At 63.4% G+C, this 23603-nt stretch carries 23 protein-coding genes; 14 read left to right on the top strand and 9 right to left on the bottom strand.

The window, feature by feature from the left end:
- Window positions 1-110: 110 nt before the first annotated feature.
- Window positions 111-1187: a TAXI family TRAP transporter solute-binding subunit gene (locus PQQ51_RS10235; protein ID WP_408496653.1), complete on the top strand. Its 1077-nt coding sequence runs from the start codon at window positions 111-113 to the stop codon at window positions 1185-1187.
- 44 nt (window positions 1188-1231) lie between these two features.
- Here PQQ51_RS10235 and PQQ51_RS10240 read toward each other — a convergent pair whose 3' ends face one another.
- Complete coding sequence (locus PQQ51_RS10240) at window positions 1232-2668, bottom strand: aminotransferase-like domain-containing protein (RefSeq protein WP_408496654.1); 1437 nt, start codon at window positions 2666-2668, stop codon at window positions 1232-1234.
- 113 nt (window positions 2669-2781) lie between these two features.
- Between PQQ51_RS10240 and PQQ51_RS10245 the strand changes: the two genes are divergently transcribed.
- The 9 genes from PQQ51_RS10245 (at window position 2782) to PQQ51_RS10285 (ending at window position 12274) form a co-directional block, all read left to right on the top strand.
- Window positions 2782-3669 (top strand): DMT family transporter, encoded by an 888-nt coding sequence (locus tag PQQ51_RS10245; protein WP_408496655.1) that lies wholly within the window; start codon window positions 2782-2784, stop codon window positions 3667-3669.
- Between the two features lie 132 nt (window positions 3670-3801).
- The gene (sapR, locus tag PQQ51_RS10250) at window positions 3802-4695 is read left to right on the top strand and encodes a sap1 transcriptional regulator SapR (RefSeq protein ID WP_408496656.1); all 894 of its coding nucleotides are present in this window, start codon (window positions 3802-3804) and stop codon (window positions 4693-4695) included.
- A 174-nt stretch (window positions 4696-4869) separates the two neighbouring features.
- Window positions 4870-5463: a GNAT family N-acetyltransferase gene (locus PQQ51_RS10255; protein WP_408496657.1), complete on the top strand. Its 594-nt coding sequence runs from the start codon at window positions 4870-4872 to the stop codon at window positions 5461-5463.
- A gap of 30 nt (window positions 5464-5493) precedes the next feature.
- Window positions 5494-6372, top strand: a complete 879-nt coding sequence (locus PQQ51_RS10260) for a MerR family transcriptional regulator (RefSeq protein WP_408496658.1) — start codon at window positions 5494-5496, stop codon at window positions 6370-6372.
- Between the two features lie 165 nt (window positions 6373-6537).
- Window positions 6538-7545: a sulfonate ABC transporter substrate-binding protein gene (locus tag PQQ51_RS10265; protein ID WP_408496747.1), complete on the top strand. Its 1008-nt coding sequence runs from the start codon at window positions 6538-6540 to the stop codon at window positions 7543-7545.
- A 199-nt stretch (window positions 7546-7744) separates the two neighbouring features.
- On the top strand, window positions 7745-9364 hold the full coding sequence (locus tag PQQ51_RS10270; protein ID WP_408496659.1) for a flavin-containing monooxygenase: 1620 nt from the start codon (window positions 7745-7747) through the stop codon (window positions 9362-9364).
- A gap of 36 nt (window positions 9365-9400) precedes the next feature.
- Window positions 9401-10309 (top strand): SDR family NAD(P)-dependent oxidoreductase, encoded by a 909-nt coding sequence (locus PQQ51_RS10275; protein ID WP_408496660.1) that lies wholly within the window; start codon window positions 9401-9403, stop codon window positions 10307-10309.
- Window positions 10310-10406: 97 nt separating this feature from the next.
- Window positions 10407-11288 (top strand): metal-dependent hydrolase, encoded by an 882-nt coding sequence (locus PQQ51_RS10280; protein ID WP_408496661.1) that lies wholly within the window; start codon window positions 10407-10409, stop codon window positions 11286-11288.
- Window positions 11285-12274: an alpha/beta fold hydrolase gene (locus PQQ51_RS10285; protein WP_408496662.1), complete on the top strand. Its 990-nt coding sequence runs from the start codon at window positions 11285-11287 to the stop codon at window positions 12272-12274. The genes PQQ51_RS10280 and PQQ51_RS10285 overlap by 4 nt, the downstream gene beginning before the upstream one ends.
- Here the strand turns inward: PQQ51_RS10285 and PQQ51_RS10290 are convergent.
- Entirely contained in the window at window positions 12249-12803 is a 555-nt protein-coding gene (locus tag PQQ51_RS10290) for a putative glycolipid-binding domain-containing protein (RefSeq protein WP_408496663.1), read from the bottom strand. The genes PQQ51_RS10285 and PQQ51_RS10290 overlap by 26 nt on opposite strands.
- Window positions 12804-13055: 252 nt before the next feature.
- Here PQQ51_RS10290 and PQQ51_RS10295 point away from each other — a divergent pair, with 252 nt between their 5' ends.
- From PQQ51_RS10295 to PQQ51_RS10305, 3 genes are read left to right on the top strand one after another with little or no spacing between them, the layout of a single operon-like run.
- Entirely contained in the window at window positions 13056-14075 is a 1020-nt protein-coding gene (locus PQQ51_RS10295) for an urea transporter (RefSeq protein ID WP_408496664.1), read from the top strand.
- A 25-nt stretch (window positions 14076-14100) separates the two neighbouring features.
- Window positions 14101-14877 carry a class II aldolase/adducin family protein gene (locus PQQ51_RS10300; RefSeq protein ID WP_408496665.1) on the top strand — a complete coding sequence of 259 codons (777 nt, stop codon included), beginning with the start codon at window positions 14101-14103 and terminating at the stop codon, window positions 14875-14877.
- Between the two features lie 60 nt (window positions 14878-14937).
- A complete protein-coding gene (locus PQQ51_RS10305) occupies window positions 14938-15129 on the top strand; it encodes a 4-oxalocrotonate tautomerase (protein ID WP_408496666.1) in 192 nt (63 codons plus the stop codon).
- A gap of 129 nt (window positions 15130-15258) precedes the next feature.
- Here the strand turns inward: PQQ51_RS10305 and PQQ51_RS10310 are convergent, their stop codons facing one another.
- The 4 genes from PQQ51_RS10310 to PQQ51_RS10325 form a co-directional block, all read right to left on the bottom strand.
- On the bottom strand, window positions 15259-16455 hold the full coding sequence (locus tag PQQ51_RS10310) for a porin (protein ID WP_408496667.1): 1197 nt from the start codon (window positions 16453-16455) through the stop codon (window positions 15259-15261).
- Window positions 16456-16526: 71 nt separating this feature from the next.
- The gene (locus PQQ51_RS10315; protein WP_408496668.1) at window positions 16527-17879 is read right to left on the bottom strand and encodes a TRAP transporter large permease; all 1353 of its coding nucleotides are present in this window, start codon (window positions 17877-17879) and stop codon (window positions 16527-16529) included.
- 7 nt (window positions 17880-17886) lie between these two features.
- Window positions 17887-18366, bottom strand: coding sequence for a TRAP transporter small permease (locus PQQ51_RS10320; protein WP_408496669.1), 480 nt, complete (start codon window positions 18364-18366; stop codon window positions 17887-17889).
- A 137-nt stretch (window positions 18367-18503) separates the two neighbouring features.
- Entirely contained in the window at window positions 18504-19496 is a 993-nt protein-coding gene (locus PQQ51_RS10325) for a TRAP transporter substrate-binding protein (protein ID WP_408496670.1), read from the bottom strand.
- On the opposite strand from PQQ51_RS10325, the gene PQQ51_RS10330 reads away from it, so the two are divergent.
- Entirely contained in the window at window positions 19486-20028 is a 543-nt protein-coding gene (locus PQQ51_RS10330) for a hypothetical protein (protein WP_408496671.1), read from the top strand. The genes PQQ51_RS10325 and PQQ51_RS10330 overlap by 11 nt on opposite strands.
- A gap of 69 nt (window positions 20029-20097) precedes the next feature.
- Here PQQ51_RS10330 and PQQ51_RS10335 read toward each other — a convergent pair whose 3' ends face one another.
- From PQQ51_RS10335 to garD, 3 genes are all read right to left on the bottom strand, one after another.
- Window positions 20098-21027, bottom strand: coding sequence for an SMP-30/gluconolactonase/LRE family protein (locus tag PQQ51_RS10335; protein ID WP_408496672.1), 930 nt, complete (start codon window positions 21025-21027; stop codon window positions 20098-20100).
- A complete protein-coding gene (locus tag PQQ51_RS10340) occupies window positions 21024-21866 on the bottom strand; it encodes an NAD-dependent epimerase/dehydratase family protein (protein ID WP_408496673.1) in 843 nt (280 codons plus the stop codon). The genes PQQ51_RS10335 and PQQ51_RS10340 overlap by 4 nt, the downstream gene beginning before the upstream one ends.
- A gap of 86 nt (window positions 21867-21952) precedes the next feature.
- Entirely contained in the window at window positions 21953-23542 is a 1590-nt protein-coding gene (gene garD / locus PQQ51_RS10345; protein ID WP_408496674.1) for a galactarate dehydratase, read from the bottom strand.
- Window positions 23543-23603 lie beyond the last annotated feature (61 nt).

Genomic DNA, 23603 nt, shown 5'->3' on the forward strand with positions numbered 1-23603 from the left:
ACATCGCACGCGACGTGCGCCGAACATGACGTAGCAAATCCTCTCGCACCGGCGCGTCGAACACGTCGGCGCGAGCGGCTGTTCAAACCCGAACGATAGGTGGATCGACCATGCTGAAGAGACTTCTCACGGGATGGCTGGGGCTGGTGTTGATGATCGTGTCGTCGTTTGCGCTTGCCGAAGCCGCGCACTACAAGATCGTCACCGGGCCGGAACGAGGCACCTATATCCAGTTCGGTCAGGATCTGGCGAAATGGGTGGCCGCACCGGTCGGCATCGATCTCGAAGTGATGGCATCGAAAGGCTCGGCGGAGAACGTGCAACGCATGCGCTTCGAGCCGGGCGTCAAGCTCGCGCTGGTGCAGTCCGACGTGTACCAGGCCTACCTCGATATGGCGAACGCGGGCAACGCCGACGCCGGTACCGCAATCCGTCCGCTGCGGCTCATCATGCCGCTCTACGACGAAGAAATTAACGTCGTGGTGCGCGCCGACTCGCCGCTAAAAACTTTCGCGGACATCAAGGACAAGAGCATCAGCGTCGGCCTGATAGGCAGCGGCACCGCGCAATCGGCCACCACGCTTTATCACCTGATGTTCGGTCAGCCGATTCCCGACCAGAACATCCAGCATCTGAGCAACGAGGACGCGCTTGCCGCGTTGATCGTGAAGAAAGTGGACGTGGCGATCATCGTGGTCGGACAGCCGGCCAAGCTGTTCAACGACATGAATCCCGAACTGCTGCAACAGATCCGCTTGTTGAAAGTGGACCCGGCCGCGCCCGAAACCGCTCGCGCAAAACAGACCTACTTTCCCGCAACGATCCGCGCGGCCAGCTATCCGAACTGGCTGAAAGAAGACGTGCCGACGCTGACCGTCAAAGCCTTCCTCGTCACCTACGATTACGGGCTGCGCGATACCGTCGTCAATCTGAACCGTTTCGCCGACTCGCTGTGCACCAACTTCGACAACCTGCAGGCGCAAGGCCATCCGAAGTGGAAGCAGGTGAAGCTCGAGTTGCCGGCGCTCGTGCGCGGCTGGAAATACTACGGCCCGGTCGAGAAGCATCTGCGCGCGTGCCTCGTCAACAAGAGCGCGGCGATGAGCGCGGCCGCGGCGACGCAAGCCGTGCAAAAGCCGCGCACGTCCTGCACGGATCAGGAACGGCTGCTTCTGCTGTGTAAATGAAGTTACCTGAGTGAAGTTACCTAAGGGAGTCGACCTGAGCGCAGCTAAACGCGCACGGCCGACACCTCCATCGCGCGTTGCAACGCGTCGTACACCTTCGGGCGATTGCATTGCGACACGTTGAAGCGCAGATACCCGGTGGCGCTTTGCGATGCGCTGAACACATTGCCCGGCGCGAACACCACGTTGTCGGCGAGCGCATGACGGGCGACCTCGGCGGCATCGAGTCCGTCCGGCAGACGCGCCCATACGAACAACCCACAGCGCGGGCGGGTCCACACCTGAAGGCCCGCATAGCCGAGCCGCCGGATCGTCTCCCCCATCGCGTCGGCGAGTTTGGTGCGCATCGATTCCAGATGCCGCCGATAGGTGCCGTCCACCAGCAAACGATGCACGACGCTCGCCGCGAGCTGGCCGTTGCCGAACGAAGTCGCCAGTTTCAGATCGATCAGCGGCTCGATCCATGCGCTGCGCGCCGCGATATAGCCGCAGCGCACCGCCGCCGACAAGGTCTTGGAAAAGCTGCCGATCGACACCACCCGCGCGAGGCCGTCGAATGCGGCCAGACGCGGCGCGGGTTCGCCTTCGAAATCGGCGAAGATGTCGTCCTCGACGATCAGCAGATCGTGCTCGCCCGCCAGCTTCAAGAGCCGGTGCGCGATCGCAGGTGCGAGCGTCGCGCCGGTCGGATTGTGGACCGCGGCATTGGTCACGTACAGGCGCGGACGATGTTCGATCAGCGCGCGCTCGAACGCGGCCAGATCGGGACCGTTCGGCGTATAAGGCACCCCGACGATGCGAACCCGGTGCGCGCGCAGCAGCGCCTGGAAGTTGAAGTAGCACGGATCGTCGATCAGCACCGTATCGCCGGGTTCGAGCAGAAAACGGCACACGAGATCGAGTGCATGCGTGCCGCCGTCGGTCAGCACGATCTGTTCGGGCGGCGCCTCCACGCCGTGTTGCGCGAGCCGCCACGCGAGTTGCTGGCGCAGCGCGGGCAAGCCGCCCGGACTCGCGTAATCGACCAGCAGCGCGTGCGGATCGCGCGCCACCGCACGCAACGCGCGGCGCACGCCGTCTTCCGGCAGCCATGACGCGGGCATCCAGCCGCACCCCGGCTTGAACATCTTCGCGCCGGCCTCGAGCGACTGCCGCGTGAGCCACAGCGGATCGACTTCGCGATCGAGACGCGGCCCCAGATCGGCGAGCGCGAACGGCGGCGCATGACCGGACACGAAAAATCCCGAACCGCGCCGCGCGACGATCACGCCCTCCGCGACCAGCCGGTCGTATGCCTCCACCACCGTCGACTTCGACACGCCGAGCGCTCCGGTCATCGCGCGGATCGACGGCACGCGCGCGCCGGGCATCAGCGAACGGCTGGCAATGCGCTCGCGCAGGCTGTCCATCACGGTCCCGACGCGGGTGCCCGATAGTGCGCCTAGTACACTTAGTGCGCTTTGAGACTCGCTTTCCGCCATCTGTACTGCTCCACAGTAGGTACAGTTTGTGTGAATTGTACTGATCCGTAGCTTACCGTTTACGCGCGATCGGAGGATGCTTAAGGCGTTCTCTCACGCACGGATTTCCATCGATGGACAAGACAACCAACGGCTGGCTCAGCGGCCTCATCGGCGTACTCATTTTCAGCGGCTCGCTGCCCGCCACGCGCATAGCGGTGCAGGGCCTCGACCCGGTGTTCCTCACCGTCGCCCGCGCGACGATCGCCGGCACACTCGGGCTGTTGTTGCTGCTCGTGTTCCGGCAGGCGCGACCGATGCGGCGCGATCTGATCCCGCTGATCGTGGTCGCGCTCGGCGTGGTGGTCGGCTTTCCGCTGCTGACGGCACTTGCGCTGCGCCACGTGAATGCCGCGCATGCGGTGGTGTTCATCGGCTTGCTGCCGCTCGCCACTGCGATTTTCGGCGTGCTGCGCGGCGGCGAACGCCCGCAAGCGGCGTTCTGGCTGTTCTCGGCGCTCGGCAGCGGCGCTGTGGTCGCATTCGCGTTACGGCATGGACTCGACGCATCGCCGCTCGGCGACGCGCTGATGCTGGCGGCGATCGTCGTGTGCGGTCTCGGTTACGCCGAAGGCGCGCGCCTGTCGCGGCATCTTGGCGGCTGGCAGGTGATTTCGTGGGCACTCGTGTTGTCGTTGCCGCTGATGCTGCCGCTCGCGTGGTGGACGCGGCCGGCCTCGTTCGACGGCGTGAGCCACGCGGCGCTGTGGGGCCTCGCGTACGTATCGCTGTTCAGCATGCTGATCGGCTTCGTGTTCTGGTATCGCGGCCTCGCGCTCGGCGGAATTGCGGGAGTCGGCCAATTGCAATTGCTGCAACCGTTCTTCGGTTTGCTGCTCGCCGGCCTGCTGCTGCACGAACAGGTGCCGCTCGCGATGATTCTGGTCACCGTCGTGGTAGTGGCCTGCGTGGCGGGCGCGCGGCACTTTTCGAAAAGCGCGCCGGCCCGTCCGGCGGTCTGACCCGCGGCGCTTCGATCAGCGCTTCGATCAGCGCTTTGATCAACTCCACGCGCCGCTCTACGCTCAGCAAGCGAGTCGACTATGTCATCATTCCAGTGATCGACCCACCACTCGCCCCGCGCCGCGACTAAGATGCCGACCGCCTTTGCTCAAACCGTCGAAGCCCGCTTCGCCGAACTCACGCCCACATCGAAACGCGTTGCCAGTTACATGCTGGCGAACCTCGATCGGCTCGGCCTCGAAAACGCCGATCAGATCGCGCAGCAAGCCGGCACCAGCGGCATTTCGGTGGGCCGCTTCCTGCGCAGCATCGGCTACAAGAATCTCGACGACCTGAAACGCGAATTGCGCGGCACGCAGGAGCGTCCGTGGCTGATCACCGACCGGCTCGACGCATTTCGCCGCACAGCCGGCCAGCACGACGCGACCTCGACCGACGGCAATCCTCCCGCCGAGCCTGACACCGCCCTCGCCCATTCGCTGCAGCTCGAAATCGGCGCGATCCAGCACGTGTACCAGCTCGCGCAAACGCCGATGTTCGCCCGCGTCGCCGAACGCATTTCGAATGCCGACGCGGTGTACATCCTCGGCATTCAATCCACGCGCGGTATCAGCAATGCGTTCTACAGCTACCTCGAATATATTCGCCCGCGCGTGTTCTACTCGGACGGGATGTCGGGTTCATATGTCGACTCGCTGAACTCGGAGTTCAAGTCGCCGTATCTGATCGTCACCGATACCCGCGCCTATTCGACCATCGCGCGCCGCTATTGCGAAGCGGCCGCGCGCCGCGGCCTGCCGTTCGCGCTCGTCACCGACATCTATTGCCCGTGGGCGCGCGACTTCGACGCCGATCTGCTGCAGGTCAAAACGGATGTCGGCCAGTTCTGGGATTCGCTCGCGCCGCTCACCTGCCTGTTCAACCTGCTGATTTCGGCGGTGGTCGAACGGCTCGGACCGGCGATCGACGAACGCGTGGCCCGTAATCGCGAGCTGCAAAACGAATTCGACCAGTTCGAGCGTTGACGCAAATACCTACGCGTGTGGACAATCCTGCAAACCGTCCGTAGCTATACCGCCTGCATGTCATGACCGGTCAAAACGATTTTTGACCCGCTTCAAATCCGCGCGTGCGGCGGGCATAGTTGAATGTATTCGCACACAGCCCAACAGACAGATACCGCCTCGACAGGAACACGTATGAGTACCACCCGCCCCGCCTCCGCCAGTTCAACCGACACGCCGCTCAGCGCGCCGCTCGTGCGCGACGCCGTGGAAGCCGACTTGCCCGCCATCCAGACGATCTACGCGCACCACGTGCTGACCGGCGTTGCGTCGTTCGAAGAAGTCCCGCCTTCCGTCGACGACCTGCGCACGCGGCTCGCGTCGGTACGCGCTCACGGGCTGCCGTACATGGTGGCCGAGATCGACGGTGAAGTCGCCGGCTACTGTTACGCGACGCCGTACCGGCCCCGCGCCGCCTATCGCAACACGATCGAAGATTCGATCTACGTGAGCGACGCGTATCGCGGCCGCGGCCTCGGCCGCGTGCTGCTGCAGGCTTTGATCGAGCGTTGCGAAGCCGGACCGTGGCGTCAGATGGTCGCCGTGATCGCCGACGGCGGCAGCGGCGGCTCGATGTCGCTGCACGCGCAACTCGGTTTCGAACTGACCGGCACGTTGAAAGCGGTCGGTTTCAAGCACGGACGCTGGCTCGATAGCACGCTGATGCAGCGCACGCTCGGCGCGGGCGCGTCCACCTTGCCCGACGACGCGCTGCAAGCGCACGGCTAAAGCGCGGGCGGCCGCGTTAAAATCCCGTCCATGCCCAATACGCCGCCCCCCGTCCCGCCCATTCCCGACGACGCCGCCGCTCCGAACCCCGCTTCGGGCAGCGACCCGTCACGCAACGAATACACCGTCGACGAACTCGCGCGCGTCACCGACACCACGGTGCGCAACGTGCGCGCGTACCAGGACCGCGGTCTGCTCGCGCCGCCTGAAAAACGCGGCCGCGTCGGCGTGTACGACGACACGCACGTGTCGCGCCTCAAGCTGATCAACCATCTGCTCACCCGCGGCTACACGCTTGCGAATATCCAGGACCTGATCATGGCCGTCGACGAAGGCCACGATCTGCGTTCGATCCTGGGCCTCGAATCCGCAATCGGCAGCCGCTGGTCGCGCGAGCGGCCGAAAAAATACTCGCTGCTTGAATTGCTGCACATGTTCGGCGACAAAGCGTCGCCGAGCGCGCTCGGCAAAGCGGTCGACCTCGGCCTGCTGGAGCGCAACGGTTTGTCGTTCGTGTCGGGCAGCCCGTCGGCACTCGCGGCCGGCGCGACGATGGCGCAGGAAGGCATTCCGCTTGCCGATCTGCTCGACGCCGTGGGTATCGCGCGGCCGCATTTCAATGCGGTCGCGAAGGCGCTGGTCGATCTGGTGGTCCGCCAGCTCGACCGCTACGACGCCGATACGCTGCCGCCGCCCGCCGATGTGCCCGCGCTCGTCGAAGCGATCTGGCGCGTGCGCCCGCTCGCCATGGTGCTGGTCGAAAGCGAAATGAACCGCGCGCTGGAGGAAGCGTCGGGCGACTATCTCGGCGACCGCGTCGCGGCGATCATGGCGAAGAAGCTCGGCCATCCGCCCGAAGGCGCGGGCGACGAACATGGCGCGGGCAAGAAAACCAAACCCGGCAAGTAAGCGCGCGGCGTGCCCACCAGGCGCTCAGGCGCGGGCTACACGGCCCGCGCGCGTCATATTCAAATCTCCATTGCTTCGTTTGATCGGCGCGGCGTCCATGCGACGATTCCCGCTCTCAATATCGATGAAAAATCGACCCAACGAAACGCCATGGAGATTCGCCGGATGGGCCGTCCTGTCAAAACATCGCTTCAACTTGCCGCGTTGCTGGCCGCGCTCACGAGCCTGAGCGCCGTCGCTCAAAACCCCGGCACTACCACAAACGCCGCGAGCAACGACACGGCCAAGGTGCTGCGCATCGGCTATCAGAAGTCGGGGCTGCTCGCGATCCTCAAAGCGCAGGGCTCGCTCGACGACAAGCTCAAGCCGCTCGGCTACAGCATCAAGTGGTTCGAATTTCCAGCCGGACCGCAACTGCTCGAAGCACTGAACGCGAACGGCCTCGACTTCGGCTATACCGGCGCGCCGCCGCCGGTGTTCGCCCAGGCCGGCGGCGTGCGCTTCGTGTACGTCGGCGCGGAGCCGGCCGGACGGCATAGCGAAGCGATACTGGTCAAAGGCGACTCGGCGCTGCACAGCGTGACTGAACTGAAGGGCAAACGCGTCGCGTTGCAAAAGGGGTCGAGCGCGAACTACCTGCTGCTCGAAGCGCTGCAAAAAGCCGGCCTGCGTTACGAAGACATCCAGCCGGTCTATCTGGCGCCGGCCGATGCGCGCGCCGCGTTCGAAAGCGGCACCGTCGACGCGTGGGCGATCTGGGACCCGTACTACGCGTCGGCGCAACAGGCGCTGAAGGCGCGCCCGCTCGTCGACTATACGAATCTCGACCCCGCGTACAACTTTTATGAAGCGACGCGCGACTTCGCGCAGCAGCATCCGGACGTGATCACCGCGATTCTCGGCCAGTTGCGCACCACCGGGCTGTGGGTGAACGCGCATCCGGTGGAAACCGCCGCGCTGATCGCGCCGAAGGTCGGGCTCGATCAGAAGCTCGTGGAAACGTGGGTGCGGCGCTATCCGTACGGCGCAACGGCCATCACCGACGACGTCGTGCGTTCACAGCAAGGTGTGGCCGACGTGTTCTACGGCGCCCATCTGATCCCGCAGAAAATCACGGTGAAGGACAACGTGTGGCAGAACCGGGAAGCGACCGCCGCGCTGAGCGCGAAGTGAGATCGGCGGGCCATTAACAGGATGAAACCGAGGCGGACCTGCGGGTCCGCTTTTTCATGTTCTATTCCACATCATGAAATAGAAATACTCACCCCTAGAGTTGGGCATCTAACCGCTCGCTTGCGCCATCCGTTGACAGCCTCTATTGTTACATCAAACAATGTAACAGTTAAGAGTGAACAACAAGGAGACGGATCGGATGAACGCTCGCATGATGCCCCACGACACCGCGCCGCCCGACGCGTCGCCCATCGTTACCGATATCGCCATCATCGGCTCCGGCTTTGCGGGGCTCGGCATGGCGATCCGGCTCCGCCAGGCCGGCCTGACCGACTTCATCGTCGCCGAAAAGGCCGACTCGGTCGGCGGCACCTGGCGCGACAACCATTACCCCGGTTGCGCGTGCGACGTGCAATCGCACGTCTATTCGTTCTCGTTCGCACCGAACCCGCGCTGGACCCGCATGTTCGCGCGTCAGCCGGAAATCCGCGCGTATCTGGAAGACTGCACGCAGCGTTTTGGCATTCAGCGGCATCTGCGCTACGGCCATGAACTGGCCACCGCCGTGTACGACGAAGCGCAGCACCGCTGGCATCTGAGCTTCGCGAACGGCCAGCAATGGTCCGCGCGGGTGCTGATCTCCGCCATGGGCGGCCTGTCGCGCGCGGCGATGCCGGACATTCCCGGCATCGAGAATTTCAGGGGCCGCGCGTTTCACTCGCAGCATTGGGACCACACGTATCCGCTCGAGGGCAAGCGCGTCGCCGTGATCGGCACCGGCGCGAGCGCGATCCAGTTCGTGCCGCAAATCGCGCCGCGCGTCGCGCATCTGAACCTGTTCCAGCGCACGCCGCCGTGGATCATGCCGAAAGCCGATCGTGCGGTGAAACCGCTCGAACAGTGGCTCTTCAAACACCTGCCGTTCACGCAGAAGATCATGCGTTCGGCGCTCTACTGCATGCTCGAATCGCGCGCGTTCGGCTTCGCGATTCACCCTTCGCTGATGAAGACCGCGCAGAAAGTGGCCGAGCGCCATCTGCGCCGTCAGGTGCCCGATCCGCAACTGCGCGCCACGCTCACGCCGAACTACACGATGGGCTGCAAGCGCATCCTGATTTCGAACGACTACTTCCCCGCGCTGTCGCGTGAGAACGTGTCGGTCACCACGACCGGCATTGCGCGCATCGAAGCAGATGCCGTGGTGACGAGCGACGGCGTGCGCCACCCGGCCGACACGCTGATCTTCGGCACCGGCTTCCAGGTGGCCGATCCGTTTCCGCGGGGCGTGGTGCGCGGCCGGGGCGGCGTGGACATCGTCGATACGTGGCGCGACGGCGCGCATGCATACCTCGGCACCGCACTGCCTGGCTATCCGAATTTTTTCATGATCGTGGGTCCGAACACCGGTCTCGGCCATAACTCGATGGTGTTCATGATCGAGTCGCAGGTCGAGTACATCCTGCGCGCGCTGAAGACGATGAACGCCGAGCATGCCGACGCGATCGAAGTGCGCCCGCAGGTCGAACGCGCGTACAACGAGCAGATCCAGCAGAAGCTCGGCCGGGCGATCTGGTCGACAGGCGGCTGCAAGAGCTGGTATCTCGACCCGAAGACCGGCAAAAACACCACGCTGTGGCCGGGATTCGCGTACAAATTCCGCCAGGCCACCAGCAGCTTCAGCATGAGCGATTACGTCGCGTATTCGCCCGCCGCACGTCCGGCACATCCGGCAAGCGCGGCAAGCGCACAAACCAGCTCGTTGCAACAACCGGCGCACGCAGCCGGCCCGAGCGCGACGACTTCCGCGGAAGCAACCTGACCCACATAACAACGCACGAGGACAGGAGACAAACTCATGAAAAACTTCACCGATAGAGTGGCCGCGATCACCGGCGCAGGCTCCGGCATGGGCCGCTCGCTCGCGATCCAGTTGGCGCGCGAAGGCTGCCACCTCGCGCTCGCCGACCGCAACCCGACGAGCCTCGCCGAAACCGCGCAGTTCGCGCAAGCGGCCGCGCCGCAGATCGTCGGCGCGCCGTTGCGGATCACCACGCGCGTGCTCGACGTGTCGGACCGCGCGGCGATGTTCGACTGGGCCGCAGAAACAGCGGCGCAGCATCAGCGCGTGAACCTCGTGTTCAACAACGCGGGCGTCGCGCTGTCGAGCACCATCGAAGGGATGGATTACGCGGACCTGGAGTGGATCGTCGGCATCAATTTCTGGGGCGTGGTGCACGGCACGAAGGCGTTTCTGCCGTACCTCAAGGCGTCCGGCGCGGGGCATATCGTCAATACGTCGAGCGTGTTCGGCCTGTTCTCGCAACCGGGCATGAGCGGCTACAACGCGACCAAATTCGCAGTACGCGGCTTTACTGAAGCGCTTCGCCAGGAGCTCGACCTGATGAAGTGCGGCGTCTCGGCCACCTGCGTGCATCCTGGCGGCATTCGCACGAGCATCGCGCAATCGAGCCGGATCGCGCCGAACATGGTCGGCTTCATGCTGGAAAACGAACAGCAAGGCAAGGACGACTTCGAGAAGTTCTTCATCACCACCGCCGACGAAGCCGCGCGCGTGATTCTCGACGGCGTGCGCAAGAACAAACGGCGCGTGCTGATCGGCCGCGACGCGCGCGCCGCCGACTGGCTCGCGCGCACGTTACCCGCCGCGTATCAGGCGCTGGTGGTAATGCAAACGCGCCGCATGAAACGCATCGCCGAAAAGCGTGCGCGCCGTGCCGCGCAGATGAACAGCCGGCGCGCCTGATACGGCCTGCGAAAAGTGCAAACCGTGCTGCGCCAACTGAACCCGACATCCGGATCCGCAGCACATCACGAATCACCCGAACACCAGGAGAAAGGCCATGATGCCGGTTCGCCGCGACCTTCGTTTCAATCTGCCTAAGGAACGTGCCTGCGATTGGCACGTGCAAGGCTCGCATGTGACACACTTCTTCAATGCGCTCTCGCTGCTGTTCCCGGCCGGCGAGCGTTTCTTCATGGACAGCGTGCGCAACTACCGCGACCAGATCGACGACCCCGAACTGAAAAAGCAGGTACTCGGCTTTATCGGCCAGGAAGCCATGCATACGCGCGAGCACATCGAATACAACGATCTGCTGCAGGAAGCCGGCCTGCCTGCGCACAAGCTCGACAAACGGCTGCAGGCCATTCTGAAATTCGGCCGCAAGATCCTGCCGGATTCGTATCAGCTTGCGGTGACGGTGTGTCTCGAGCATTACACCGCGATGCTGGCCGGTTTGCTGCTGGAGGACGCGACGCGCATCGGCGGATCGGTGGAAGGCTATACGCAGATGTGGACCTGGCACGCGCTCGAAGAAACCGAACATAAATCCGTCTCTTACGACGTGTGGAATACGGTGCTCAAGCCGGGCGTCGGCCGCTATCTGCTGCGCACCGGAACGATGCTTTCCACCACGGTGATGTTCTGGCTGATCGTGTTCGATTACCACATTCGTCTGATGATCGCCGACCGCAAACGCGGCGGCCATATTCGCGGCATGTGGCGCGTGCTCAAGTATCTGTACGGTCCGCGTCATGGCGTGTTTCCGCGCATCGCCGGCGAATGGCTGAGCTTTTTCCGGCCCGGCTTCCACCCGTGGGACTACGACAATCGCGCGCAACTGGCGCGAATCGACGGCCTCGTCGCCGCGATCGAGGCCACTAACGCGGTCACGCCGAGCGCTCGCAAAGGCATACGGCGCGGCGCGCAGGCGGCCGCGTGATACGCGATACGCTGTCGGTCGAGGCCGGCGACGTGCGGCTCGCGGTCTACGTCAGCGGACCGCGCGACGCGCAACCGGTGGTGCTGGTGCACGGCTACCCGGATTCGGCTGCGGTATGGGAACCGGTGCGTGCGCAACTCGATACGCGTTACCGGGTGATCAGCTACGACGTGCGCGGCGCGGGCTCGTCCGACGCGCCGCATTCCCGCTCGGCGTACCGGCTCGAACGGCTGGCCGCCGATCTTGCGGCTGTTGCGGATGCGACTTGTGGCGGGCGGCCGTTTCATCTGGTCGGGCACGACTGGGGTTCCATTCAAAGCTGGGAAGCCGTCACCGATCCGGCTTTCAAGGGCCGTATTGCGTCGTATACATCGATCTCGGGACCATGTCTCGATCATGCGTCGCTGAATCTGCATGGGGACAAGGGACGGCCTGACGCGCCCGTTGTCCCGGACGAGAGCGCCCAGGAACAACGCAGGCATCCGGCCGCAAAACGCCCATTCGGCAGCGGCCTGCGGCAAACGCTCAAGTCCTGGTACATCTTCTTCTTTCATCTGCCCTTGCTGCCGGAACTGGTGTGGCGCGCAGGCGGCGCTCGCATGTGGCCGCTGTGGCTACGTTTGACCGAACGTGTGCGGCCCGCGCGCGATCCTTCGCAGTTGCGCAATGCGCTCAACGGCCTGAACCTCTACCGCGCCAATTTCATCGACAAGCTGTTGCGCCCGCGTGCGCGCCACGCGCATGCGCCCGTGCAATTCATCGTGCCGTTGCGTGACCGTTATGTCGGACCGGAACTATCGCTCGGTCTCGAGTCCTGGCTCGGCCCGTATAGCCGCACGGAGATCGATGCGGGCCACTGGGTGGTATTGCGCGAGCCTGAACGGATCGCGGCATGCATCGAACGCTTTGTCGAACGGCATGGCGCGGATCGCGCGGGAATGGCGCCGACGCCTGCGCCGGTCAACGCGCGAGCGGCAGGCGTCTGAACAGCGTCGGATAGTCGATCACGAGTCCGTCCTGATCGACCTGCATGTCCGCGGTGAAATCGCGAAAGATGCCTTCATAGCGATACTCGCGATTCAGCGCGAGGCAAGAATAAGCCTGCTCGACTCGCGTGACCTGCAAATCCGGCGTCGAAATATACGCGACCGATATCGGGCGGCGTTCGCCCTCTGCAAGTTGCAAACGTCGGATCGGCAGCGTATTGGTAAACGGCGTGGCGGCAATATCGATATCGACGCAGCCTTCGATTGCATCCAGCACGACACCATGGCCATCGCTCCAATGACCGTTGCCGTCGCCATATAGCTCAAGCTCGCCGCCGCCGACGATTTTCAGCCACGCGTAGGTAGTGCGCCACTGCGCGTCGACACGCACCGCGTAGTGCAGCCCGTACGCGTTGCCGTAACGCTGCCCGACCACCGCGCTTTCCGCCGCGAAGCCGTCCGCGCGCGCGTCGAACGCCAGATGTTCGATACCGTCGCCCTCTTCCGAAGCCCACCGTAGTTCGCGCATGCGCCGTCTCCGTGAATAGCGGCGCGCGACGCGCACCGGGCATCCATCCTAGCGCGAAAGCTTGCGATTCCCTTGTACGTCCCTACCCTGCGTATGTGTTGCAAATAGCCACTATCAACGTGCGGCCATGCCCGCCGGCGCGCCGGCGGCCTATGCTCGCGGTTCGCATCCCGCGCGACTCGTCGACGGCGCTGTCCACACGCCTCGGCGGCGACGCGCATCGTCGCAATCGAACCTGGTCAATCTCACGCCATGCACGCCGCCGCAACCGAAGCGCAATCCGCCGCGCTGCGCACCTTGCTGCGCAGCCTCGGCCAGATCGCATTGCAAGCTGACTCGTTCACCGGCGCGTGCCTGCTCGCCGCGTGGCTGCTCTACGATCCGCGGCTCGCGTGCGCGGCGCTGATGGGTGCAGTCGCGGCGAACGTAAGCGCGTTGCTGGCCGGCTGCGACGAAGACGACACACGTGCCGGTCTACACGGTTTCAACGGTGCGCTGGCCGGCCTCGCCGCGTTCAGCTTCATCGCCGACAACGCAACAGCCGCCGCGGTGGCGCTTCTCGCGGCGACCGCCACCGCGTGGTTGCTGGAGCCGTGGTCGCGCCGTTTGCGCGCGCGCGGGCTCAGCGTTTTTTCGAGCCCGTGCCTGATCGTTACGTGGCTCTGGTTACCGCTCATGAAAGCTGGCATGGAGCCGCAAACCAAACTTTCTCCAGATCACGCGCTGAGTGTCGTGCAAGGGTGCACTGGCGTGTTCTCCAGCTTCGCACAGATCGGTTTTGCGTCAGGTGCGTTGCCGGGTTTGCTGGTGGTGATCGGCATTGCAGCGGCATCGCGACGACACGCGTTGTGGGCTTTGTTCGGCGCGGGCTTCGCGAGCTTTGCTCATCTGTTGATCGGCGCGCATACAAGCTCGTTCAGCGTGGGCCTGTTAGGATTCAACGGCGCACTGACCGCGATCGCTCTGGCTGACTGCGGCATCACGACAATCGCGGCCGGCGTGGCGCTTTCTGTCGTGCTGGAAGCGCTCGCGGCATATTACGGCTTGCCTGCGATGACCGCACCGTTTGTGCTGGCGACATGGAGCATGCAGTGGTTCGCGAATCGCTTCGGTTTTAGCAGGCGTATGGCGGTTAGCGCAGCACGCAATGCCGCTGTGCCCAGCAGCCCACATCCTGAACACGCAAACGCCCGGCGAGCGATCGAGTTGCTGGCGTCGGCACCCGCGAGACATCCGGGCCAGACCGCGCAGGTTCAGCACGCAAAACAATGACAGAAGACAGCGACAGGAGCTACCGATGTCCTTCACCCACACACCCGCCGGCCGCATCGCCGAGACCGGCCCGCAATCCGACTCGGAACGGCGCACGCGCGTCGACCTGGCCGCCGCCTACCGGCTCGCCGCGCTCAACGGCTGGGACGACCTGATTTACACGCATATCTCGGCGAGCGTGCCCGACGAACCGGGCCACTTTCTGATCAATCCATTCGGTCTCGCGTTCGACGAAGTGCGCGCGTCGAACCTCGTGAAGATCGATATCGAAGGCAATGTGGTCGGCACGAGCGAGCATCCGGTGAACGCCACCGGTTTCGCGTTGCACGCCGCCGTGCATGCGGCGCGCGAAGACGCGTTCTGCGTGATGCATCTGCACAATACCGCGGGCATCGCGGTGTCCGCGCAACCGGCGGGACTCCTGCCGGCCTCGCAACACGCGCTGCGCTTTTATGGCCACCTCGCGTATCACGACTACGAAGGTCTCGCGTTCACACCAGCGGAAGGCGAACGCCTCGTCGCGCATCTCGCGGACAAACCGGCGATGCTGTTGCGCAATCACGGCACACTGACCGCGGGGCGCACCGTCGCCGAAGCGTATGTGCTGATGGCCACGCTGATCAAGGCATGCGAGATCCAGTTGCAGGCCCAGGCCGGTGGTGCGGAATTGATCGTGCCCGACGATTCCGTTTGCGCGCGCACCGCAGAACAGCTCCATGACGGCGGTGCCGTTGAAGGCGTACTAGAATGGCCGGCCCTGCTGCGCAAACTCGACCGTCTCGACCGCAGCTATCGCGAGTGAATTCAGTCCGCCGATTTTCCGAGCTTCACACTCAACCCGATCCATCACGGAGACTCCGCAATGCCCACGTTTCACATCGAACTGTTTGAAGGCCGCTCGCTCGAGCAGAAACGCGAATTCGTCAAAGCCATTACCCAGGCAACATGCGAAACGCTCGGCGTCGAGCCGAATTCCGTCGACATCGTTCTCACCGACGTGAAGCGAGAAAACTGGGCGACAGGTGGCCGCCTGTGGTCCGACACAGACGCGTAAGCAGCAGCGTCGGCCACAAAACTCAGCGCAAAAAAACAAGCCAAAAAAAAGAGCTGCGGGCATAACGCACGCAGCTCCTGTCCTGCCGGACGACGCGTATCGAAACCGCGCCGCCGTTCCACCCGATACTTAGAACTTGTGGATGATGCCGACGCCCGCAGCAAACTGGCTGCGCGACGACGAAGGCGCACCGTTCTGGCCGTCGCCGATATCGGCGGTGGCGTTGATGATGTTGCCGCTCGTGCCCAGCGTCTTGCCGTTCGCGCGCTGATAAGCCTCCAGCGCATACAGGCCGGTGCGCTTGGAGAGGCTGTAGTACTGCGACAGGTTGAACTGGTTGTAGCTGGCCGAACTCGTGATCCCGTTCGACTCCGTAGCACGCGTGTAGCTATATCCCGCGGCCAGATCCAGCGACAGCAGCGGCTTGTAGTGCAGCACCAGGCCACCCGTGTTGAAGATTGCCTCGTTGCTGAACTTCGAGTTGATACCCGGGATGTATTGCACGTTCGAATACGAGAACGAGATATCCCATTGCGACGTGAACGTATAGCCGCCCGTCACCGCAACACGTTGCTGCGCTTGCGCCGTCTGGTAGCCGTTGTTGATGCCCGACACGCCGGCTTGAGCACCCGCGTTCGACGTCGTGGAATCCGCGCCCCACGCGCCGCCGCCCGGCGTCGAGTTATTGATGCGCTGGAAACCCACCGCGAGGCCGATCGGGCCGTTCGCATATTGCGCGCCCGCGCTGTACGTCGAACCGGCATTCAGGCTGCCGGCCACGCCGCCCAGCGAATACGAGCCGCTGACCGTCAGGCCATGAATGTTCGGCGACGTATACACCAGCGAGTTGTTCGCGCGGTACAGCGTATCCAGCGAATCGATATCGCCTGGATGCGCGCCGTAAGCGCCGGTCAGCCACGTGGTCGGGCTGTACGGCGACAGCATCGTGTAGTACGCGGTGTACTGGCGGCCTGCCGTCAGCGAACCGAACGTCGAATTGGCGACACCCACATACGCCTGGCGATTGAACGCGAGACCCGAGACGCCTTGCGCACCGGTCGCGCTGTTGAAGCCCTCTTCCAACTGGAAGATCGCCCTGGTGCCGCCGCCCAGATCCTCACTGCCCTTCAGGCCGAAACGGCTGCCGGCCCAGATGCCGTTGACCACCTTCACGACCGAGTGGCCGCCGGAGTTCGAACCGAGCGCCGCCTGGCTGCTCTGATAACCGATGCCGGTATCGATGATCCCGTAGAGCGTCACGCTGCTCTGAGCGTGCGCGCCGAGGGCGACCAACCCAAGGGCGGAGGTTGCAAGTGCCTTTTTCATTTGTGCTCCTCTGTAAAAAACTTATTTTTAATTAGGCGCTGTCTGTACAGCGTCCACTCCGAATGCACTCGTCAGAAAACCGGGTGTCCATTGATCAGGCTCGGCAACCACGTGGAAAACATCGGTACATAGGTCACGACGTTGATCGCGCTGAAAATCGCCAGGTAATACGGCCATGCCACCTTGGTGGTTTCGCCGATCGACACGTTGCCGATTGCACAACCGATGAACTGCACCGAACCGATCGGCGGATGCACGAGACCCAATGCGCAGTTCAGCAGAATCATGATCCCGAACTGCACCGGACCCACGCCGCTATGCATCGCCATCGGCAGGAACAGCGGCGTCGTGATCAGGATGTGCGCTGCCATGTCCACGAACGTGCCGAGGAAAATCTGGATCAGGTTGATGTACAGAAGCATCAGCCACGGCATGCTGGTCGCGCCGTCGAGCATGCGCTCGATCGCATCGGGAATCTCCAGATACGCCATCTGGTAGCGCAACATGTTCGACACGCCGATCAGCAGCAGCACCACGCCAGTGGTTTTCGCCGCTTTCGACAGCGCATGGAACAGCTTCGTCATCGTCATCGTGCGATATACGACGATGGTCAGCACCAGCGAATAAGCCACCGCGATAGCCGCGGCCTCCGTCGCCGTCGCAATCCCTTTCGCCACGCACACCAGGATGATCGCGATCACCATCAGGCCGGGCAATGCGCCGAGGAATGTGCGGCCCACCGCGAACCAGCCGGGAAAGCGCTGCAGTTCGGTCGAACCGTCCGGACGGCGCGGATAACCGTAGCGCACCGCTTGCCAGTACGCGGCGATCAGCACGAAGCCCATCACCCACAGCACGGGCAGCAGACCGGAGAACAGCAGATCGCCGATCGACACGCCGCTCATCTGGTGACCGTTGAGCGTCCCCGTGATGCCTTGTGCGGCGAACGCGTAGATGATCATGTTGGTCGACGTCGGCATCAACGCGCCGGCCAGCGACGAGTGCGTGGTCACGTTGACCGCATACGCGGCGCTATAGCCTTCGCGCTTCATCAGCGGAATCACGACGCCGCCCATCGCCGACGTATCGGCGGTCGGCGAACCGGACACGCCGCCGAACAACGTGCAGGCGACCACGTTCGCCATGCCGAGGCCGCCGCGGAAATGCCCGACAGTGGCTTGCGCGAAACGCAGGATACGGTCGGCGATACCGCCGTGCAGCATCAGCTCGCCGGAGAAAATGAAGAACGGCACGGCGAGGAACGAGAACGCGTTCATGCCGGAGATCATCGACTGCATCGCGGTCGCAGCCGGCAGGCCTTCATACAGATAGGTCAGGACGCAGGATAGCCCCAACGCGAATGAAACCGGAACCCCGAGAACGAGGAAGACAAGAAAACTGATAGAAAGAAGGGCAAGTTCCATGATTGTTCTATTTTTGTTTCTGTACGAAAAGCGCCAGGAGATTCTCGAACGAGAACAGTGCAATGCAGACGCTGGCGATGACCGGAATCACATAACGAAGCGCTTCCGGCAGGCCTAGAATCGGAATGCGGTCGTCCATCGTCGTTTCGGCCATCTGCAGACAACCGAAGAAAATCGCCACCGCCAATGCGATCAGGCACAGATGCTGGAACGCATGCGCAACGGTCTGGCCTTTCGGCGGCAATTTCGTCACCAGCGAATCGAGCCCGATATGGCCGCCTTCGCGAACCTTCAACGCGGCGCCGAACATCGCGATCACGATGACCAGCAGCAATGCGATCGGCTCGACGAAATCCGGCGCGTCGCTGAACACATAGCGCATCACGACGCTGTAGATCACCAGCAGGCACAGCACGGCGAGACTCACCGACGCGACGACCACCAGCAGGCGAAACAGAAAATCATTTGGGCGTTTCATGAAGCTCATTGACCCCATCCTTGCATACGACTGACTCATCTTGTTCGTTCAGGCATCCTGTACAACTTCAGCGGTACAGGAAACATGCAGCAGAAAAGCCGGCAGAACATCTGCACGGCTTTTCGTGTCACGGCACAACGGGTTCTTTATTTGACGGCCTGGATTTCGTCGACGAGCTGCTTCATCTGCGGCGTCTTTTCATACTTCGCCCACACCGGCTGCATCGCCTTTACGAACGCTGCGCGGTCGATCTGCGCAGCCGGCACGATCGTCGCGCCGCCCTTCGTCACGATTTTGGCTGCGTCGTTTTCACGCGCGGTCCACAGCTTCACGTAGTAAGGCACCGAGTCGGCCGCGGCCTTCTTGATGATCTCCTGTTCCTGCGGCGTCAGCGTGTCCCACACCTTCTTCGAGAACACCAGCACTTCCGGCGTCATCGAGTGCTGGGTTTCGGAGTAGACCTGAGCGACTTCGAAATGCTTGGTTTCTTCGTACGACGGCAGATTGTTTTCCGCACCGTCGACGAGCCCCGTCTTCAGGCCCGTATAGACTTCGGCGAACGGCATCGGCGTCGGCGTGCCGCCCATCGCCCTGATTTCGTCGACCATCAGATCCGACGGCTGCACGCGCACCTTCAGCCCCTTCATGTCGGCCGGCGAATGGACCGCTTTCTTCGAGTACATCGAACGCGCGCCGCTCTCGTAGAACGTCAGCGCGATCATGCCCTTCGCCTTGAACGCGTCGAGAATCTTCTGGCCTTCCGGGCCGTACATCACCTTGCGGAAATGGTCGATGTCGCGAAACAGGAACGGCAGCGACGGGATCATCGATTCAGGAACGATTTCGTTGAACGCGGCGCCGTTCGCGCGCGCCATGTCGAGCGCGCCGATCCGCACCTGGTCGATCGTGTCGTTTTCCGAACCGAGTGCGCTGTTGCCGAACACCTTCACCGTGTCCTTGCCGTTCGTCGCCTTGCTGATCTGCTCGCCCATGTACTTCACGGCCATGTTGGTCGGATAGGCGTCGCTATGCACATCGGACACGCGGAACGTGCGCGCATGAGCCGACACGGTGCTGAAGGCCAGCACGGAAGCGGCGACGAGCAGCGAAACACGGGAAGTGGCGAACTTGTTTTTCATCGTGACATTCCTTGAAATTTTGAACCATCCAGTCGATTGGAAAGGGCCGCTCGCGGATGTGACATGGTTTTATTGCGTCTCCGGCTCGGCCATCCTCGCCCGTGGGGCAACGACGCTTTGCCGCGCTGGCCTGTGCAAAGTCCCCGGCACAGATACTCAGCACTCCTGTCAGACAACACGACTTCTGCACTTCAACTGCATCGGCGTGAGCCCGCGCGATCGACACATTACGCAGAGCACCCGCCCTCTTCGTCCCGCGAACCCAAGCTATCTCGAAAGCAAATTGTTTGGGCTCATATGTTGTACGACGACATATGAAGTCTATAAAACGAGGGTGCAGTTGTACAGCCGGTATTTACCCGGACAAGTCCAATTTTTGCGTAAGAGTTTCCGGCTGGAAATCACGCGCAACCCTAAGTCAACAAAGGATTTAGAGTTAAATGACGCGGATGCCGGGCGGCTGATGATGAGAAAAAGAGATGGCTGCAAAGTGGCATTTTCGCCACTTTGTTGTACGACGAGTGATGAATAAAACAGGCGACTGTCGGGCACCGGCAGACTAATTGCGCGGCGCCCGTTCGTAGACGATTACCAGCCGCTTTCAGAGCGCGCCGGCATATTCCGGCTCAGCCAGGCCGGTCACGCCCGGACGCACCGCAAACAGATGGCCGTCGTGTTCGGTGGCGCCTGTACCGGGGCGAATCGACGTGACGAACAGCGTATCCAGATCCCGGCCGCCGAATGCGCACATGGCCGGCTTTACCGCCGGTACGGCGATCTGCCGGTCGAGCTTGCCCTGCGGCGTAAAGCGAAGCAGCAGGCCCGCGTCGTTCGCGCAGATCCAGTAGCAGCCGTCGGCATCCACCGCTGCGCCGTCGGGACGGCCGGCGTAGTCGTGCAGATCGGCGAACACGCGCCGGTTGCGCGGCTCGCCGGTTTCGGTGTCGTAGTCGAACGCCCAGATGGTGCGCCGCAACGGATGCGAGTCGGACATATACATCGTCGTGCCGTCCGGCGACCAGCCAAGGCCGTTCTGCGTGATCAGGCTGTCGACCACCGGCGCGGACAGCACGCCCTTTTCATCGAAGCGATACAGCGCGCCGGCGGGATTGGCCGCCGACATGTCCTGCACCATCGTGCCGGACCAGAAGCGCCCTTGCCGGTCGCAGCGGCCGTCGTTGAAACGCATGCCCGCGACCGGAAACGAAGGCGCGGCGAGTTTCCTGCCGGTCACCGCAACCGCCTCGCCGTGACGCGCGCCTTGCGGCAACGTGACGGCAAAGAGCCCGGTCTCGCAGCCGGCCAGCACAGTGCCGCGATGATCGAACGCGATGCAGGCCACCTGCTCCGGCATCACCCATTCGGACCGCTCACCCGAGTCGACCCGCAAGCGCACGATCTTGCGCGCCGGAATGTCGACCCAGTAGAGCGCCTGTTCCGCCGCACGCCACACCGGGCTTTCGCCGACCTGCGCGGGCACCTCGCCGGCACCTTCGAGCCGTTCGACTCGCGGATTCGTCGCGGCGCTCATCGCTTCGGCTCCATCGGGCCGGCCAGCACGAACGGGCCGCCCTGGTAGTACTGGGTTTGATCGTCGAAATTGGCGGTGGGCGCCGTGACCGGAAACAGATGCTCGAACTCGACCGAGCTGTCTTGCGGACGGAAGCCGAGGAACGCCGCCTTCGTGTTGTCGACCCACTTGGTGCGGTTGTCCGACACGCCGTAGACGATCGCGTGACCCACGCGATTGGTGAACAGCGAGCAGCGCACCAGTTCGATCAGGTCGCGGAAGCTCAGATAGGTGACGAGCATGCGCGGGTTCTTCGGCTGCTCGAACGACGAACCGATCCGCAGACACACGGTTTCCAGCCCGAAGCGGTCGAAGTAATAGCGCGACAGCGATTCGCCGAAGCACTTCGTCACACCGTACAGGCTGTCCGGGCGCAGCGGCGCGTCGATGTCGAGCACCGACGTGGTCGGATGAAAACCGACCGCGTGATTCGAGCTGGCGTAGACGATGCGCTTCACGCCCTGCTTCTGCGCCGCCGAATAGAGGTTGTACATCCCGCGGATATTCGCTTCGAGCAGGTCTTCGAACGGCGCCTCGACGGAAATGCCGCCGAGGTGCACGACCGCGTCCACGCCTTCGAGCAGCGCGAGCACCGCGGCTTCGTCGGCGATATCGACGATCGACGCTTCTTCATGTGCAGCCGTTTCACCGAGCGGCACGATATCGCTGACACGCACGATATCGGCCCACGCGGCGAGCGCGCCGCGCAGTTGCTTGCCGAGGCCGCCGGCGGCGCCGGTCAGCAGAAGGCGGCGAAAAGGTTTCTGTGTCACTGGGCGTTCAAGCGTTGAGTCGGTCATGTGTCTATCTACTAGGTGATTACGTCGATCAGATCGGGACAGCCGGGCGGTTCAAAGCGGTTCAAAGCGGTTCGGGCGAGCCCGGATCAGGTCACCGGCGCCGGGTTGAACAGCGTCAAGGCATTGTGCAGCTTGAGTTTCTCGGCGCAAGTCTGTTTGCGCCCGCTCGCCACGTCGAGCATCAGGCGGAACAGTTCCCAGCCGACGTCTTCGATGGTGGCGGCGCCGGTCGCAATCGTACCTGCGTTGATGTCCATCAGATCGTGCCAGCGGCGCGCCAGATCCGAGCGCGTGGCGACCTTGATGACCGGCACTTCGGCGAGGCTGTACGGCGTGCCGCGGCCGGTCGTGAACACATGCAGGTTGATGCCGGCGGCGACTTGCAGCGTGCCGCAGATGAAATCGCTGGCCGGCGTGGCCGCGTAGATCAGGCCCTTCTGGCGAACCTTCTCACCGGGCGACAGCACGCCGGAAATCGCTGAATTGCCCGACTTGATGATCGAACCCATCGCCTTCTCGACGATGTTCGACAGGCCGCCCTTCTTGTTGCCCGGCGTGGTGTTGGCGCTGCGGTCCGCGCCGCCGCGCTTCAGATAATCGTCGTACCACTGCATCTCGCGGATGATCGCCGCGGCAACCTCCGCGTTGGCCGCGCGCGCCGTCAGCTGGTCGACGCCGTCGCGCACTTCGGTGACTTCCGAGAACATCACGGTCGCGCCGGCGCGCACCAGCAGGTCGGTCGCGAAGCCCACCGCGGGGTTCGCGGTCAGTCCGGAGAACGCATCGCTGCCGCCGCACTGCACGCCGATCACCAGATCGGATGCCGGACAGGTCTCGCGACGCCGGTTGTTCAGCCGCTTCAGATGGCCGTCGGCCATTTTCATGATCGATTCGATCATCGACTGGAAGCCGACGTGCGAGTCGTCCTGCAACACCACCACGTCGCCGTTCAGATCCGCCTCGATATCGCCGATGTCGGCGACTTCCGCGACATTCGCCGCCGCGGCGATCGGAATCGTGCCCGGCGGCATCAAACGCTCGGGTTGCAGCTTTTCGCAACCGAGGCTGACCATCATCACCTCGCCGCCGAAATTCGGATTCAGGCTGATATTGCGCACCGTGCGGATCGGCACCATCGCGTCCGGCGCGTCGATCGCGACGCCGCAGCCGTACGTGTGGCCGAGGCTCACGACGTCGTCGACATTCGGGTACGTCGGCAGCAACTCGGCCTTGATGCGCGTCACGGCGTGCTGCACCACGTCGGCCACGCATTGAACTGTGGTGGTGATCGCCAGAATGTTGCGCGAGCCGACCGAGCCGTCGGCATTGCGATAACCCTCGAACGTGAAACCCTCGAGCGGCGGCATCTCCGGCGCCCTGATGGTGGCGATCGGGAGGTCTTCGAGGCCCGGCGGGCTCGGCATGCGAATCACGTGTTCGTTGATCCAGCTGCCCTTCGGCAGCGCCTTCAGCGCATAGCCGATCACGACGTTATAGCGAATGACTTCGTCGCCTTCGGCCAGATCGGCCAGCGCGACCTTGTGCCCTTGCGGCACACGCTCGCGCAGCGCGAGGCCGTCGGGAAATACCGCGCCCTCGCCCAGACCGCCGTCGTTGACGACGATCGCAACATTGTCATTGGGGTGAACGCGAATGTAGAGCGGGGAATTATCCATTGCATCGATCCTTTTGGCGCCAGCGCGCCTGCTGTGCCAGCTATTCATACGTCATCCTACA

Source organism: Paraburkholderia xenovorans (genome assembly GCF_046030735.1).
Taxonomy (GTDB): Bacteria; Pseudomonadota; Gammaproteobacteria; order Burkholderiales; family Burkholderiaceae; genus Paraburkholderia; species Paraburkholderia xenovorans_A.

Bases quoted from the DNA above. Each gene is read 5' to 3' on its own strand.
- PQQ51_RS10275 (WP_408496660.1), top strand. From the start codon at position 9,401: ATGAAAAACTTCACCGATAGAGTGGCCGCGATCACCGGCGCAGGCTCC.
- PQQ51_RS10260 (WP_408496658.1), top strand. From the start codon at position 5,494: ATGCCCAATACGCCGCCCCCCGTCCCGCCCATTCCCGACGACGCCGCC.
- PQQ51_RS10280 (WP_408496661.1), top strand. From the start codon at position 10,407: ATGATGCCGGTTCGCCGCGACCTTCGTTTCAATCTGCCTAAGGAACGT.
- PQQ51_RS10295 (WP_408496664.1), top strand. From the start codon at position 13,056: ATGCACGCCGCCGCAACCGAAGCGCAATCCGCCGCGCTGCGCACCTTG.
- PQQ51_RS10300 (WP_408496665.1), top strand. From the start codon at position 14,101: ATGTCCTTCACCCACACACCCGCCGGCCGCATCGCCGAGACCGGCCCG.
- PQQ51_RS10340 (WP_408496673.1), bottom strand. From the start codon at position 21,866: ATGACCGACTCAACGCTTGAACGCCCAGTGACACAGAAACCTTTTCGC.
- PQQ51_RS10290 (WP_408496663.1), bottom strand. From the start codon at position 12,803: ATGCGCGAACTACGGTGGGCTTCGGAAGAGGGCGACGGTATCGAACAT.
- PQQ51_RS10320 (WP_408496669.1), bottom strand. From the start codon at position 18,366: ATGAGCTTCATGAAACGCCCAAATGATTTTCTGTTTCGCCTGCTGGTG.
- garD (WP_408496674.1), bottom strand. From the start codon at position 23,542: ATGGATAATTCCCCGCTCTACATTCGCGTTCACCCCAATGACAATGTT.
- PQQ51_RS10265 (WP_408496747.1), top strand. From the start codon at position 6,538: ATGGGCCGTCCTGTCAAAACATCGCTTCAACTTGCCGCGTTGCTGGCC.
- PQQ51_RS10335 (WP_408496672.1), bottom strand. From the start codon at position 21,027: ATGAGCGCCGCGACGAATCCGCGAGTCGAACGGCTCGAAGGTGCCGGC.
- PQQ51_RS10245 (WP_408496655.1), top strand. From the start codon at position 2,782: ATGGACAAGACAACCAACGGCTGGCTCAGCGGCCTCATCGGCGTACTC.
- PQQ51_RS10255 (WP_408496657.1), top strand. From the start codon at position 4,870: ATGAGTACCACCCGCCCCGCCTCCGCCAGTTCAACCGACACGCCGCTC.
- sapR (WP_408496656.1), top strand. From the start codon at position 3,802: ATGCCGACCGCCTTTGCTCAAACCGTCGAAGCCCGCTTCGCCGAACTC.
- PQQ51_RS10240 (WP_408496654.1), bottom strand. From the start codon at position 2,668: ATGGCGGAAAGCGAGTCTCAAAGCGCACTAAGTGTACTAGGCGCACTA.
- PQQ51_RS10305 (WP_408496666.1), top strand. From the start codon at position 14,938: ATGCCCACGTTTCACATCGAACTGTTTGAAGGCCGCTCGCTCGAGCAG.
- PQQ51_RS10310 (WP_408496667.1), bottom strand. From the start codon at position 16,455: ATGAAAAAGGCACTTGCAACCTCCGCCCTTGGGTTGGTCGCCCTCGGC.
- PQQ51_RS10270 (WP_408496659.1), top strand. From the start codon at position 7,745: ATGAACGCTCGCATGATGCCCCACGACACCGCGCCGCCCGACGCGTCG.
- PQQ51_RS10235 (WP_408496653.1), top strand. From the start codon at position 111: ATGCTGAAGAGACTTCTCACGGGATGGCTGGGGCTGGTGTTGATGATC.
- PQQ51_RS10325 (WP_408496670.1), bottom strand. From the start codon at position 19,496: ATGAAAAACAAGTTCGCCACTTCCCGTGTTTCGCTGCTCGTCGCCGCT.
- PQQ51_RS10315 (WP_408496668.1), bottom strand. From the start codon at position 17,879: ATGGAACTTGCCCTTCTTTCTATCAGTTTTCTTGTCTTCCTCGTTCTC.